26 protein-coding genes are annotated in these 12,568 nt (G+C 59.7%); all 26 read right to left on the bottom strand.

Features of this window, described 5'->3' with window-relative positions:
• Positions 1-3: 3 nt before the first annotated feature.
• Positions 4-393, bottom strand: coding sequence for a 30S ribosomal protein S11 (gene rpsK, locus QSJ95_RS28430; RefSeq protein ID WP_003093689.1), 390 nt, complete (start codon positions 391-393; stop codon positions 4-6).
• An 18-nt stretch (positions 394-411) separates the two neighbouring features.
• Entirely contained in the window at positions 412-768 is a 357-nt protein-coding gene (gene rpsM / locus QSJ95_RS28425) for a 30S ribosomal protein S13 (protein ID WP_009617178.1), read from the bottom strand.
• 130 nt (positions 769-898) lie between these two features.
• Complete coding sequence (gene rpmJ / locus QSJ95_RS28420) at positions 899-1,015, bottom strand: 50S ribosomal protein L36 (RefSeq protein WP_002555468.1); 117 nt, start codon at positions 1,013-1,015, stop codon at positions 899-901.
• 29 nt (positions 1,016-1,044) lie between these two features.
• The gene (gene secY / locus QSJ95_RS28415) at positions 1,045-2,379 is read right to left on the bottom strand and encodes a preprotein translocase subunit SecY (protein WP_009617177.1); all 1,335 of its coding nucleotides are present in this window, start codon (positions 2,377-2,379) and stop codon (positions 1,045-1,047) included.
• Positions 2,380-2,814, bottom strand: a complete 435-nt coding sequence (gene rplO / locus QSJ95_RS28410; RefSeq protein ID WP_009617175.1) for a 50S ribosomal protein L15 — start codon at positions 2,812-2,814, stop codon at positions 2,380-2,382.
• A gap of 3 nt (positions 2,815-2,817) precedes the next feature.
• On the bottom strand, positions 2,818-2,994 hold the full coding sequence (rpmD, locus tag QSJ95_RS28405; RefSeq protein WP_009617174.1) for a 50S ribosomal protein L30: 177 nt from the start codon (positions 2,992-2,994) through the stop codon (positions 2,818-2,820).
• Between the two features lie 2 nt (positions 2,995-2,996).
• Entirely contained in the window at positions 2,997-3,497 is a 501-nt protein-coding gene (gene rpsE, locus QSJ95_RS28400) for a 30S ribosomal protein S5 (protein WP_009617173.1), read from the bottom strand.
• Between the two features lie 3 nt (positions 3,498-3,500).
• A complete protein-coding gene (gene rplR, locus QSJ95_RS28395; protein WP_009617172.1) occupies positions 3,501-3,851 on the bottom strand; it encodes a 50S ribosomal protein L18 in 351 nt (116 codons plus the stop codon).
• A gap of 10 nt (positions 3,852-3,861) precedes the next feature.
• Complete coding sequence (rplF, locus tag QSJ95_RS28390) at positions 3,862-4,395, bottom strand: 50S ribosomal protein L6 (RefSeq protein ID WP_009617171.1); 534 nt, start codon at positions 4,393-4,395, stop codon at positions 3,862-3,864.
• 11 nt (positions 4,396-4,406) lie between these two features.
• On the bottom strand, positions 4,407-4,799 hold the full coding sequence (gene rpsH, locus QSJ95_RS28385; protein WP_009617170.1) for a 30S ribosomal protein S8: 393 nt from the start codon (positions 4,797-4,799) through the stop codon (positions 4,407-4,409).
• Between the two features lie 188 nt (positions 4,800-4,987).
• On the bottom strand, positions 4,988-5,293 hold the full coding sequence (gene rpsN / locus QSJ95_RS28380) for a 30S ribosomal protein S14 (RefSeq protein WP_009617169.1): 306 nt from the start codon (positions 5,291-5,293) through the stop codon (positions 4,988-4,990).
• A 13-nt stretch (positions 5,294-5,306) separates the two neighbouring features.
• A complete protein-coding gene (gene rplE, locus QSJ95_RS28375; RefSeq protein ID WP_009617168.1) occupies positions 5,307-5,846 on the bottom strand; it encodes a 50S ribosomal protein L5 in 540 nt (179 codons plus the stop codon).
• A 17-nt stretch (positions 5,847-5,863) separates the two neighbouring features.
• Positions 5,864-6,178 carry a 50S ribosomal protein L24 gene (rplX, locus tag QSJ95_RS28370; protein ID WP_009617167.1) on the bottom strand — a complete coding sequence of 105 codons (315 nt, stop codon included), beginning with the start codon at positions 6,176-6,178 and terminating at the stop codon, positions 5,864-5,866.
• A gap of 12 nt (positions 6,179-6,190) precedes the next feature.
• On the bottom strand, positions 6,191-6,559 hold the full coding sequence (gene rplN, locus QSJ95_RS28365; protein WP_003093714.1) for a 50S ribosomal protein L14: 369 nt from the start codon (positions 6,557-6,559) through the stop codon (positions 6,191-6,193).
• A gap of 16 nt (positions 6,560-6,575) precedes the next feature.
• The gene (rpsQ, locus tag QSJ95_RS28360; RefSeq protein WP_009617165.1) at positions 6,576-6,842 is read right to left on the bottom strand and encodes a 30S ribosomal protein S17; all 267 of its coding nucleotides are present in this window, start codon (positions 6,840-6,842) and stop codon (positions 6,576-6,578) included.
• 2 nt (positions 6,843-6,844) lie between these two features.
• Positions 6,845-7,036 carry a 50S ribosomal protein L29 gene (gene rpmC / locus QSJ95_RS28355; protein WP_009617164.1) on the bottom strand — a complete coding sequence of 64 codons (192 nt, stop codon included), beginning with the start codon at positions 7,034-7,036 and terminating at the stop codon, positions 6,845-6,847.
• Entirely contained in the window at positions 7,036-7,449 is a 414-nt protein-coding gene (rplP, locus tag QSJ95_RS28350) for a 50S ribosomal protein L16 (protein WP_009617163.1), read from the bottom strand. The genes rpmC and rplP overlap by 1 nt, the downstream gene beginning before the upstream one ends.
• A gap of 11 nt (positions 7,450-7,460) precedes the next feature.
• The gene (gene rpsC, locus QSJ95_RS28345; RefSeq protein ID WP_009617162.1) at positions 7,461-8,147 is read right to left on the bottom strand and encodes a 30S ribosomal protein S3; all 687 of its coding nucleotides are present in this window, start codon (positions 8,145-8,147) and stop codon (positions 7,461-7,463) included.
• A 13-nt stretch (positions 8,148-8,160) separates the two neighbouring features.
• Positions 8,161-8,493, bottom strand: a complete 333-nt coding sequence (gene rplV, locus QSJ95_RS28340; RefSeq protein WP_003103908.1) for a 50S ribosomal protein L22 — start codon at positions 8,491-8,493, stop codon at positions 8,161-8,163.
• A 12-nt stretch (positions 8,494-8,505) separates the two neighbouring features.
• Positions 8,506-8,781 carry a 30S ribosomal protein S19 gene (gene rpsS / locus QSJ95_RS28335; RefSeq protein WP_003093734.1) on the bottom strand — a complete coding sequence of 92 codons (276 nt, stop codon included), beginning with the start codon at positions 8,779-8,781 and terminating at the stop codon, positions 8,506-8,508.
• Positions 8,782-8,797: 16 nt separating this feature from the next.
• Complete coding sequence (gene rplB, locus QSJ95_RS28330) at positions 8,798-9,619, bottom strand: 50S ribosomal protein L2 (RefSeq protein ID WP_009617152.1); 822 nt, start codon at positions 9,617-9,619, stop codon at positions 8,798-8,800.
• Between the two features lie 11 nt (positions 9,620-9,630).
• Positions 9,631-9,930, bottom strand: coding sequence for a 50S ribosomal protein L23 (gene rplW / locus QSJ95_RS28325; protein ID WP_043273414.1), 300 nt, complete (start codon positions 9,928-9,930; stop codon positions 9,631-9,633).
• A complete protein-coding gene (rplD, locus tag QSJ95_RS28320; protein WP_009617148.1) occupies positions 9,927-10,529 on the bottom strand; it encodes a 50S ribosomal protein L4 in 603 nt (200 codons plus the stop codon). The genes rplW and rplD overlap by 4 nt, the downstream gene beginning before the upstream one ends.
• Positions 10,530-10,543: 14 nt before the next feature.
• Entirely contained in the window at positions 10,544-11,179 is a 636-nt protein-coding gene (gene rplC, locus QSJ95_RS28315) for a 50S ribosomal protein L3 (protein WP_009617147.1), read from the bottom strand.
• Between the two features lie 82 nt (positions 11,180-11,261).
• On the bottom strand, positions 11,262-11,573 hold the full coding sequence (rpsJ, locus tag QSJ95_RS28310; protein ID WP_003243886.1) for a 30S ribosomal protein S10: 312 nt from the start codon (positions 11,571-11,573) through the stop codon (positions 11,262-11,264).
• Positions 11,574-11,732: 159 nt separating this feature from the next.
• Positions 11,733-12,568: elongation factor Tu (locus QSJ95_RS28305; protein ID WP_285646896.1), on the bottom strand; the 836-nt coding region annotated here is incomplete at its 5' end.

The raw sequence follows: 12,568 nt of genomic DNA, 5'->3' as shown, positions 1-12,568 counted from the left end.
CTATTACACGCGACGCTTTTTCGGCGGGCGGCAGCCGTTGTGCGGGATCGGGGTTACGTCGGTGATGCTGGCGATCTTGTAACCGCAGGCATTCAGCGCACGAACAGCCGATTCGCGACCCGGGCCCGGGCCTTTGACGTTGACGTCAAGGTTCTTCAGACCGTATTCCAGAGCAGCCTGGCCGGCACGCTCGGCCGCTACCTGGGCAGCGAACGGGGTGCTCTTACGCGAGCCGCGGAAGCCCGAACCACCGGAAGTGGCCCAGGACAGGGCGTTGCCCTGACGGTCGGTGATGGTAACGATGGTGTTGTTGAAGGACGCGTGGATATGCGCGATCCCGTCGACCACCGTCTTTTTGACTTTCTTGCGAGGACGAGCAGCAGGTTTTGCCATGACTATATTCCTAAGCGATTACTTGCGGATCGGCTTACGCGGGCCCTTGCGGGTGCGCGCGTTGGTCTTGGTACGCTGACCGCGAACCGGCAGACCGCGACGATGACGCAGACCGCGGTAGCAACCGAGGTCCATCAGACGCTTGATGTTCATGTTGATTTCGCGGCGCAGGTCACCTTCGGTGGTCAGCTTGGCCACCTCGTTGCGCAGCGAATCGATCTGCTCTTCGCTCAGGTCCTTGATCTTCACTACCGGGCTGATGCCCGTGGCAGCGCAGATGCTCTGTGCGGTGGTGCGACCTACACCATAGATGTAGGTCAGCGAGATAACAGTGTGCTTGTTATCCGGAATGTTTACGCCTGCAATACGGGCCATTCAGAAAAACTCCAATTGACAGCTACCCGGCGCCCAGGAAGCCAAGAAAGGGCGCGGATATTAGCGCTGTAATAACAAATAATCAACCCGGCAGCGCACTAGCTGCCGGGCTATAACGCGTGGTTCACACTCAGCCTTGGCGCTGCTTGTGACGCGGCTCCGCGCTGCAGATCACGCGAACGACGCCTTCGCGACGGATGATCTTGCAGTTGCGGCACAGCTTCTTAACCGATGCACGAACTTTCATCAGTGACTCCTACTAACCTTACGGGCCGGTCAGCGCAGCATGCTGCTGCCGCCATAACCCTTCAGGTTGGCTTTCTTCATGAGGGATTCGTACTGGTGAGAAACGAGGTGCGATTGTACTTGGGCCATAAAGTCCATCACAACCACGACCACGATCAGCAACGAGGTCCCGCCGAGGTAGAACGGAACGTGGGCAGCCACCACCAGGAACTGGGGCAACAGGCACACCGCCGTCATGTACAGGGCACCGAACATGGTCAAACGGGTCAGCACGCCATCGATGTAGCGAGCGGACTGTTCGCCCGGACGAATACCCGGAATAAATGCACCGGACTTCTTGAGGTTTTCCGCCACGTCCTTGGGATTGAACATCAGCGCTGTGTAGAAGAAGCAGAAGAAGATGATCCCTGCACTAAACAGCAGAATGTTCAGCGGCTGCCCCGGAGCGATCGCTTGCGCGACGTCCTGCAGCCAACCCAGGCCCTCCGACTGACCGAACCAGGCGCCCAGGGACGCCGGGAACAGCAGGATGCTGCTGGCGAAGATGGCCGGGATCACGCCCGCCATGTTCACTTTCAGCGGCAGATGGCTGGTTTGCGCGGCAAACACCTTGCGACCTTGCTGGCGCTTGGCGTAATGCACGGCGATGCGGCGCTGACCGCGCTCGATGAACACCACGAACGCGATGATCGCGACGGCCAGCAGGCCTACGGCGATCAGGGCGAAGATGTTGATGTCACCTTGACGGGCGGACTCGAAGGACTGCCCGATGGCGCGCGGCAGGCCGGCGACGATCCCGGAGAAGATCAGCATGGAGATACCATTGCCGACGCCCCGCTCGGTGATCTGCTCGCCCAGCCACATCATGAACAGCGCACCCGCCACGAAGGTGGTGACTGCCACGAAGTAGAAGCCGAAGTCATTGGAGAAGGCCACGCCCTGGCTGCCCAGACCAACGGCCATGCCGATGGCCTGGACGAGCGCCAGGACGAGCGTTGCGTAGCGGGTGTACTGGCTGATCTTGCGACGCCCAGACTCACCCTCTTTCTTCAACTGCTCCAGCTGCGGGCTGATAGCGGTCATGAGCTGCATGATGATCGACGCCGAGATGTACGGCATGATCCCCAGTGCAAAGATACTCATGCGCTCCAGCGCGCCGCCGGAAAACATGTTGAAGAGGCTAAGAATGGTCCCCTCGTTCTGCCGGAACAGTGCCGCCAAGCGATCGGGGTTGATGCCCGGAACCGGGATGTGCGCACCTATCCGATAGACGATGATCGCCAGGAACAGGAAACGCAGACGTGCCCAGAGCTCGGACAGACCGCCACCGTTGCTCAGCGCAGAGAGAGCACCTTGCTTAGCCATTTAGTCCTCGATTTTGCCGCCAGCTGCTTCGATAGCCGCACGAGCGCCCTTGGTGGCGCCGATGCCTTTCAGGGTGACCGCGCGGGCAACTTCACCGGACAGCACGACTTTGACGCGCTGTACGTTGCGGTTGATCACGTTGGCATCCTTCAGGGCCTGCACGGTGACGACTTCGCCTTCGACCTTGGCCAGCTCGGAGGTACGAACCTCGGCGCGATCCAGGGCTTTCAGGGACTTGAAGCCGAACTTCGGCAGACGACGGTGCAGCGGCTGCTGGCCACCCTCGAAGCCCGGGGCGATGGTGCCGCCGGAGCGCGAGGTCTGACCTTTGTGACCACGGCCACCGGTCTTGCCCAGACCGCTACCGATGCCACGGCCCGGACGCAGCTTCTCGCGACGGGCACCCGGCGCGGAACGCAGATCGTTCAGTTGCATGGATTAACCCTCCACACGCAGCAGGTAGTAGGCCTTGTTGATCATGCCGCGGTTCTCAGGAGTGTCCTGAACTTCGACGGTATGATTGATGCGACGCAGGCCCAGGCCTTTGACGCAGGCCTTGTGATTGGCCAGACGGCCGTTCAGGCTTTTGATCAGGGTAACTTTGACAGTTGCCATGGTTAGAGAATCTCCTCGACGCTCTTGCCACGCTTGGCCGCTACCGACTCAGGGGACTGCATGTTCTTCAGGCCCTTGAAGGTGGCGTATACCACGTTGACCGGGTTGGTCGAACCGTAGCACTTGGCCAGAACGTTCTGCACACCGGCCACTTCCAGGACGGCACGCATGGCGCCGCCGGCGATGATGCCGGTACCTTCGGAAGCCGGCTGCATGTACACCTTGGAGGCGCCATGGGCGGACTTGGTCGGGTACTGCAGGGTGGTGCCGTTCAGATCCACCTGGATCATGTTGCGGCGAGCAGCTTCCATGGCCTTCTGGATGGCGGCCGGCACTTCACGCGCCTTGCCACGACCGAAGCCAACACGGCCCTTGCCATCGCCAACCACGGTCAGCGCGGTGAAGGCGAAGATACGGCCACCTTTTACGGTTTTGGCGACGCGGTTAACTTGAACCAGCTTCTCGATGTAGCCTTCGTCGCGCTTTTGATCGTTGTTTGCCATAACTTAGAACTCCAGACCGCCTTCGCGAGCGGCATCAGCCAGGGCCTTGATGCGGCCGTGGTACTTGAAGCCAGAACGGTCGAACGCCACCTGAGTGACGCCGGCAGCCTTGGCGCGTTCGGCGACCAGTTGACCAACTTTCTTGGCTGCGTCGACGTTGCCGGTGGCACCTTCGCGCAGTTCCTTGTCCAGGGTCGAGGCGCTGGCCAGGACCTTGCCGCCGTCGGCCGCGATGACCTGGGCGTAAATGTGCTGGGAGGAGCGGTACACGCAAAGGCGTACGGCTTCCAGCTCGCGCATCTTCAGGCGTGCCTTGCGAGCGCGACGCAGACGGGTTTCTTTCTTGACGCTCATTTGCTATGCCCTACTTCTTCTTGGCTTCTTTACGAAGTACGACTTCGTCCGAATACCGCACGCCCTTGCCTTTGTACGGCTCCGGCGGACGGAAATCGCGGATCTCCGCGGCAACCTGGCCGACCAGCTGCTTGTCGATGCCCTTGATCAGGATATCGGTCTGGCTGGGGGTTTCGGCGACGATGCCGGCGGGCAGTTCGTAATCGACCGGGTGGGAGAAGCCGAGGGCCAGGGACAGCACTTGGCCTTTGGCCTGCGCCTTGTAACCAACGCCGACCAGCTGGAGCTTGCGCTCGAAGCCCTGGCTGACGCCGATCACCATGTTGTTGACCAGGGCGCGGGTGGTACCGGCCATGGCACGGGTCTGCTGGTCGCCGTTACGGGCGGCGAAACGCAGCTCACCGTTGTCCTGGATGACTTCTACGGACGGGTGGACTTTCAGCTCGAGGGAGCCTTTGGAGCCCTTGACCGAGAGTTCCTGACCAGCCAGCTTGATTTCGACGCCGGCGGGCAGCTTGACGGGGTTCTTAGCAACGCGAGACATGCTGATTCCCCTTAGAACACAGTGCAGAGCACTTCGCCACCAACGCCAGCGGCACGGGCTGCGCGGTCGGTCATCACACCTTTGTTGGTGGAGACGATCGACACACCCAGACCACCGCGAACTTTCGGCAGCTGATCTACGGACTTGTACTGGCGCAGGCCAGGACGGCTGATTCGCTTCACTTCTTCGATGACGGGTTTGCCTTCGAAGTACTTCAGCTCGATGGACAGCTGAGGCTTGGCCTCGGCGCTGACCTGATAGTCCGCAATGTAACCTTCGTCCTTGAGGACTTTGGCTACTGCCGCCTTCAGCTTGGAAGACGGCATGCTCACGACGGTCTTCTCAGCCATCTGGGCATTACGGATGCGAGTTAGCATGTCTGCTAACGGGTCCTGCATACTCATGGGCTTAATGCTCCTGATACAAAAGATAAGCCTTCAACGATACTCACCCTCAAAACGCAGGGTGAGAAAAACCCAGGCTCAGGGGAGCCGGGTATTCTAGAGACCGCTCAAAAACGAATCAAGCCCCACGAGGGGGCTTGCTTCGCAAAGCGATCAACGGAGCCGTTGCCGGCCCCGTCTCGACCGACTTACCAGCTGGCTTTCACCAGGCCCGGTACGTCGCCGCGCATGGCGGCTTCACGCAGCTTGTTACGGCTCAGGCCGAACTTGCGGTAGAAGCCGTGCGGACGACCGGTCAGGCGGCAACGGTTACGCAGGCGGCTGGCGCTCGCGTCACGCGGTTGCTTCTGCAGGGCGACCTGCGCATTCCAACGCTCTTCCTGGGAGGAGTTCGGATTAGCGATGATCGCTTTCAGCTCGGCACGCTTCTGGGCGTACTTGGCGACCGTGCGCTGACGCTTCAGCTCACGGTTTTTCATGCTCTCTTTGGCCATGTTCCTACTCCAATCAGTTGCGGAACGGGAAGTTGAAGGCGCGCAGCAGAGCGCGACCTTCATCGTCCGTACGGGCGGTGGTGGTCAGAGTGATGTCCATGCCGCGCAGAGCATCGATCTTGTCGTAATCGATTTCCGGGAAGATGATCTGCTCTTTCACGCCCATGCTGTAGTTGCCGCGGCCATCGAAGGACTTGGCATTCAGGCCGCGGAAGTCACGCACGCGCGGCAGGGAGATGGAGAGCAGGCGGTCCAGGAATTCGTACATGCGGTCGCCACGCAGGGTGACCTTCACGCCGATCGGCCAGCCTTCACGGATCTTGAAGCCGGCGATGGACTTACGAGCGTAAGTCACGACCGGCTTCTGGCCTGCGATCTTTTCCAGATCAGCCACGGCGCTCTCGATGACTTTCTTGTCACCGACAGCTTCGCCAAGACCCATGTTCAGGGTGATTTTGGTAACGCGCGGAACTTCCATCACGTTCGCCAGCTGAAGCTCTTGCTTCAGCTTGGGCGCGATTTCCTTCCGGTACAGTTCTTTCAATCGTGCCATGGTATCTACCTACTCCCTCAAGCCTGGACCGGTTTCTGGGTCGACTTGAAGACACGAACCTTCTTACCGTCTTCTACCTTGAAGCCAACGCGGTCAGCCTTGCTGGTTTCCGGGTTGAAGATGGCGACGTTGGAGACGTGCAGAGGCGCCTCCTTCTCGACGATCCCGCCTTGCTGGTTGAGCATGGGGTTGGGCTTGGTGTGGCGCTTGATCAGGTTCACACCGCCAACGACCAGACGGTCGTCAGCGAGAACTTTCAGCACCTTGCCACGCTTGCCCTTGTCCTTGCCGGCAATGACGATGACTTCGTCGTCACGACGAATTTTTTGCATGACGGCTACTCCTTACAGCACTTCAGGGGCGAGCGAGACGATCTTCATGAACTTCTCGGTACGAAGTTCACGAGTCACGGGCCCGAAGATACGGGTGCCGATCGGCTCCTGCTTGTTGTTCAGCAGGACGGCGGCGTTACCGTCGAAGCGGATGATGGAGCCGTCGGTGCGACGAACGCCGTGCTTGGTGCGAACGACCACGGCAGTCATGACCTGGCCTTTCTTCACCTTGCCGCGCGGAATCGCTTCCTTGACGGTGACTTTGATGATGTCGCCAATGCCGGCGTAGCGACGGTGGGAACCGCCGAGCACCTTGATGCACATTACGCGACGCGCGCCGCTGTTATCAGCGACATCGAGCATGGATTGAGTCTGAATCATTATCTATCTCCGACCCTTAGACTTCCACTGCGCGCTCGACGATATCAACCAGGGTCCAGGCCTTGGTCTTGGCCAGCGGACGGGTTTCGCGAATGGTGACCAGGTCACCAATGCGGCACTGATTGGTTTCGTCGTGGGCGTGCAGCTTGGTCGAACGCTTCACGTATTTGCCGTAGATCGGGTGCTTGACGCGACGCTCGATCAGAACGGTGACGGTCTTGTCCATCTTGTCGCTGACGACGCGGCCGGTCAGCGTACGGACGGTTTTCTGAGCTTCAGCCATGTTCACTTACCTGCTTGCTGATTGAGCACAGTTTTGACGCGAGCGATGTCGCGCTTCACCTGCGAGAGCAGGTGGGACTGCGCCAACTGGCCAGTTGCTTTCTGCATACGCAGATTGAACTGGTCGCGCAGCAGGCCGAGCAGTTGCTCGTTCAGCTGCTCCACGGATTTCTCACGAAGTTCATTCGCTTTCATCACATCACCGTCCGCTTAACAAAGGAGGTGGCGAGCGGCAGCTTTGCAGCAGCCAGGGCGAATGCCTCACGCGCCAGCTCTTCGGATACACCCTCGATCTCGTACAGGACCTTGCCCGGTTGAATCTGGGCCACCCAGTACTCGACGCCGCCCTTACCTTTACCCATACGAACTTCGAGGGGCTTCTTGGTAACCGGCTTGTCGGGGAATACGCGGATCCAGATCTTGCCGCCACGTTTTACGTGACGGGTCAGCGCACGACGTGCGGACTCGATCTGACGCGCGGTGAGACGGCCACGGCTGGTCGCCTTGAGGGCGAACTCGCCGAAGCTGACTTTGCTACCGCGATGAGCCAGGCCACGGTTGTGACCGGTCATTTGCTTGCGGAACTTCGTACGCTTAGGTTGCAGCATTTGCGTACTCCTTACTTAGCAGCTTTTTTACGAGGAGCGGGCGCTACCGGCTTGAGCTCTTCCTGGCGGCCACCGATGACCTCGCCTTTGAAGATCCAAACCTTGACACCGATCACACCGTAGGTGGTGTGCGCTTCGTAGGTGGCATAGTCGATATCGGCACGCAGGGTGTGCAGGGGCACACGACCTTCGCGATACCATTCGGTACGAGCAATTTCAGCGCCGCCCAAACGACCGCTCACCTGGATCTTGATGCCCTTGGCACCAATACGCATGGCGTTCTGCACGGCGCGCTTCATGGCGCGACGGAACATGACGCGGCGTTCCAGCTGCTGAGCTACGCTCTGCGCAACCAGCATGCTATCGAGTTCCGGCTTGCGGATTTCCTCGATGTTGATGTGCACGGGCACACCCATTTGCTTGGTCAGGTCCTGACGCAGCTTCTCAACATCTTCACCTTTCTTGCCGATCACGATACCGGGACGGGCGGTGTGGATGGTGATACGTGCGGTTTGAGCCGGGCGATGGATATCGATACGGCTTACGGACGCGCTTTTTAGTTTGTCTTGGAGGTACTCACGGACCTTCAGGTCGGCGAACAGATAATCGGCGTAAGTGCGCTTATCTGCGTACCAAACGGAGGTGTGCTCCTTGACGATACCCAGGCGGATGCCATTGGGATGTACTTTCTGACCCATCTGATCGACTCCGTTACTTGTCCGCAACCTTGACAGTGATATGGCAAGACCGCTTGACGATGCGATCAGCACGGCCTTTGGCGCGCGGCATGATGCGCTTGAGCGAACGACCTTCGTTGACGAAGACGGTGGAGACCTTCAGGTCGTCCACATCGGCGCCTTCGTTGTGCTCAGCGTTGGCAACAGCCGACTCCAGCACTTTCTTCATGATCTCGGCGGCTTTCTTACTGCTGAAAGCCAGGAGGTTGAGCGCTTCGCCCACCTTCTTCCCGCGGATCTGGTCGGCGACCAAGCGGGCTTTCTGGGCGGAGATACGAGCGCCCGACAGCTTAGCGGCTACTTCCATCTTCCTTACCCCTTAACGCTTGGCTTTCTTGTCCGCAGCATGCCCACGATAAGTGCGGGTAGCAGCGAACTCGCCGAGTTTGTGACCGACCATGTCTTCGTTGACCAGGACCGGCACGTGTTGACGGCCGTTGTGGACAGCGATGGTCAGACCAACCATATGCGGCAGAATCATCGAACGACGCGACCAGGTCTTGATCGGCTTGCGGTCGTTCTTTTCCACCGCCACTTCGACCTTCTTCAGCAGGTGAAGATCGATAAAAGGACCTTTTTTCAGAGAACGCGGCACTGTCGTATCCCTCTATTTACTTGCGGCGACGGACGATCATGTTATCGGTACGCTTGTTCGCGCGAGTCTTCTTACCCTTGGTCTGAAGACCCCACGGCGATACCGGATGACGACCAGCAGAGGTACGACCTTCACCACCACCATGCGGGTGGTCGACCGGGTTCATGGCGACGCCACGAACGGTCGGGCGAATGCCGCGCCAGCGTTTGGCACCAGCTTTACCCAGCGAACGCAGGCTGTGCTCGGAGTTCGAGACTTCGCCCAGGGTCGCACGGCAGTCAGCCAGGACTTTACGCATTTCACCGGAACGCAGACGCACGGTTACGTAAGCACCTTCACGGGCTACTAGCTGGGCCGAGGCGCCAGCGGAGCGAACCAGCTGGGCGCCTTTGCCCGGCTTCAGCTCGATACCGTGGATGGTGCTACCCACCGGGATGTTGCGCAGCGGCATGTTGTTGCCGGGCTTGATCGGAGCGCCGATACCGGAGATCAGTTGATCGCCAGCCACCACGCCTTTGGGGGCGATGATGTAACGACGCTCACCGTCCGCGTACTTCAGCAGAGCGATGTGCGCAGTGCGGTTCGGGTCATATTCCACGCGCTCGACGATGGCAGGGATGCCATCCTTGTTGCGGCGGAAGTCGACCAGACGGTAGTGCTGCTTGTGACCACCGCCGATGTGGCGGGTGGTGATACGACCGTTGTTGTTACGGCCGCCCGACTTGGACTTCTTCTCGACCAGGCCAGCGAACGGAGCACCCTTGTGCAGGTTCTGGTTCACGACCTTGACGACGAAGCGACGACCAGCGGAAGTCGGTTTGCATTTAACGATTGCCATGATGCACCCCTTTACTCAGCGCCAGCTGCGAAATCGAGATCTTGGCCGGGCTGAAGGGCGATGTACGCCTTCTTCCAGTCGTTACGCTTGCCCAGGCCGCGAACGGTACGCTTGGTCTTGCCCTGAACGTTCAGGGTGGTGACGCGACGTACTTTCACGCCGAACAGGCTTTCGACGGCCTTCTTGATTTCCAGCTTGGTTGCATCAGTGGCAACCTTGAAAACGAATTGGCTCTTGCCGTCCGCCAGCCCCGTGGCTTTCTCGGAGATATGCGGGCCCAGCAGCACTTTGAATACGCGTTCCTGGTTCATGCCAGCAGCTCCTCGAACTTCTTCACGGCGGACACGGTGACGAGCACCTTGTCGTAGGCGATCAGGCTGACCGGGTCGGAACCCTGGACGTCGCGTACATCGACGTGCGCCAGGTTGCGCGCAGCCAGGTACAGGTTTTCATCAACGCCATCGGTGACGATCAGCACGTCTTTCAGGCCCAGGCCGTCCAGCTTGCTGACCAGACCTTTGGTTTTCGGCGCATCGACGGCGAAGTCGGCAACGACGACCAGGCGGTCCAGACGGACCAGCTCGGAGAGGATGGAGCGCAGGGCTGCGCGGTACATCTTCTTGTTGAGCTTCTGGGAGTGATCCTGCGGTTTGGCGGCGAAAGTGGTGCCGCCCCCACGCCAGATGGGGCTGCGAATGGTGCCAGCGCGAGCACGACCGGTGCCCTTCTGACGCCACGGCTTCTTGCCGCCACCGGAGACTTCGGAACGAGTCTTCTGAGCACGGGTGCCCTGACGGCCGCCAGCCATGTAGGCGACGACTGCCTGGTGAACCAGAGTCTCGTTGAATTCGCTGCCAAAGGTACGCTCGGAGACTTCGATAGCCTGAGCGCCGTTCACATTAAGTTGCATCTCAGCTTCCCCTCTTAACCGCGAGCCTTGGCTGCCGGACGCACGAGCACGTCACCGCCGGTAGCGCCAGGAACGGCACCCTTGACCAGCAGCAGATTACGCTCGGCATCGACACGCACGACCTCAAGGGATTGAACGGTTACACGCTCAGCACCCATGTGACCGGACATTTTCTTGCCCTTGAACACTCGACCAGGAGTCTGGCACTGGCCGATCGAACCCGGGACGCGGTGGGAAACGGAGTTACCGTGGGTATTGTCCTGACCACGGAAGTTCCAGCGCTTGATGGTACCGGCGTAGCCTTTACCCTTGGACTCGCCGGTAACGTCTACCAGCTGGCCTGCCTGGAACAGATCGACGGAGATGGAATCGCCTGCCTTGAACTCCTCTTCGCCCAGACGGAACTCCCACACGCCGCGACCGGCGGCGACATTCGCCTTGGCAAAGTGACCGGCCTGAGCCTTGGTCACGCGAGAAGCACGACGCTCGCCGGCAGTTACCTGCACAGCGCGATAGCCATCGGTCTCTTCGTTCTTGAACTGGGTGACGCGATTCGGCTCGACCTCAATGACCGTGACCGGAATGGAGACACCATCTTCGGTGAAAATGCGGGTCATGCCGCACTTACGACCGACAACACCAATTGTCATCTTAAGAACCTCTTTAGTGTACGGGGCTTTCACCCGCTATGGCCGCCCATTTCAGAGCGTTACACGACCAATGCCGAAGGCATTAGCCGAGGCTGATCTGTACTTCGACGCCAGCAGCAAGGTCGAGCTTCATCAGCGCGTCGACGGTCTTGTCGGTCGGCTGAACGATGTCGAGCACACGCTTGTGGGTACGAATTTCGTACTGGTCACGAGCGTCCTTGTTGACGTGCGGGGAAATCAGCACGGTGTAACGTTCCTTGCGGGTCGGCAGAGGAATCGGACCACGCACCTGAGCCCCAGTACGTTTCGCGGTTTCCACGATTTCCTGGGTAGACTGGTCGATCAGGCGATGGTCAAAAGCCTTCAACCGAATACGGATTTGTTGATTTTGCATTTGACCTCAGACTCCAAGTTGCCATTCCCAACGGGCGGACTCCGCCCGTTAAAAGGAGGCGCAATTGTACGGATGCCCCTGGAGGGTGTCAATATTTAACCAATCCAACGAAAAAGGGGCCCCGAAGGGCCCCTTTTCCTCATGCGCTAGATCGGTCGATTACTCGATGATCTTGGCAACCACGCCGGCGCCAACGGTACGGCCGCCTTCGCGGATAGCGAAGCGCAGGCCGTCTTCCATGGCGATCGGAGCGATCAGGGTGACGGTCATCTTGACGTTGTCACCCGGCATTACCATCTCGACGCCTTCCGGCAGCTCGCAGTTGCCGGTCACGTCGGTGGTACGGAAGTAGAACTGCGGACGGTAGCCCTTGAAGAACGGGGTGTGACGACCGCCTTCTTCCTTGGACAGCACGTACACTTCGCACTCGAACTTGGTGTGCGGCTTGATGGTGCCCGGCTTGGCCAGAACCTGGCCACGCTCTACGTCTTCACGCTTGGTGCCGCGCAGCAGGACGCCGACGTTCTCGCCAGCACGACCTTCGTCGAGCAGCTTGCGGAACATTTCAACGCCGGTGCAGGTGGTCTTGGTGGTCGGACGGATGCCGACGATTTCCACTTCTTCCTGGACCTTGACGATACCGCGCTCGACACGACCGGTTACCACGGTGCCGCGACCAGAGATCGAGAACACGTCTTCGATCGGCATCAGGAACGGCTGGTCGATGGCACGAACCGGCTCGGGGATGTAGGAGTCCAGGGTTTCCACCAGCTTGCGCACGGCGGAAACGCCCATCTCGTTGTCATCCTGGCCGTTCAGGGCCATCAGCGCGGAACCGATCACGATCGGAGTGTCGTCGCCCGGGAAGTCGTAGGTGTTCAGCAGGTCGCGAACTTCCATCTCGACCAGTTCCAGCAGCTCGGCGTCGTCAACCATGTCGGCCTTGTTCAGGAACACGACGATGTAGGGAACGCCTACCTGACGGGACAGCAGGA

This window comes from Pseudomonas sp. NBRC 100443, from assembly GCF_030268185.1.
In the GTDB taxonomy this organism is placed as follows: domain Bacteria; phylum Pseudomonadota; class Gammaproteobacteria; order Pseudomonadales; family Pseudomonadaceae; genus Pseudomonas; species Pseudomonas citronellolis.
The sequence above is the reverse complement of the archived record's forward strand: the minus strand, read 5'-3'. Positions and strand labels throughout refer to the sequence as shown.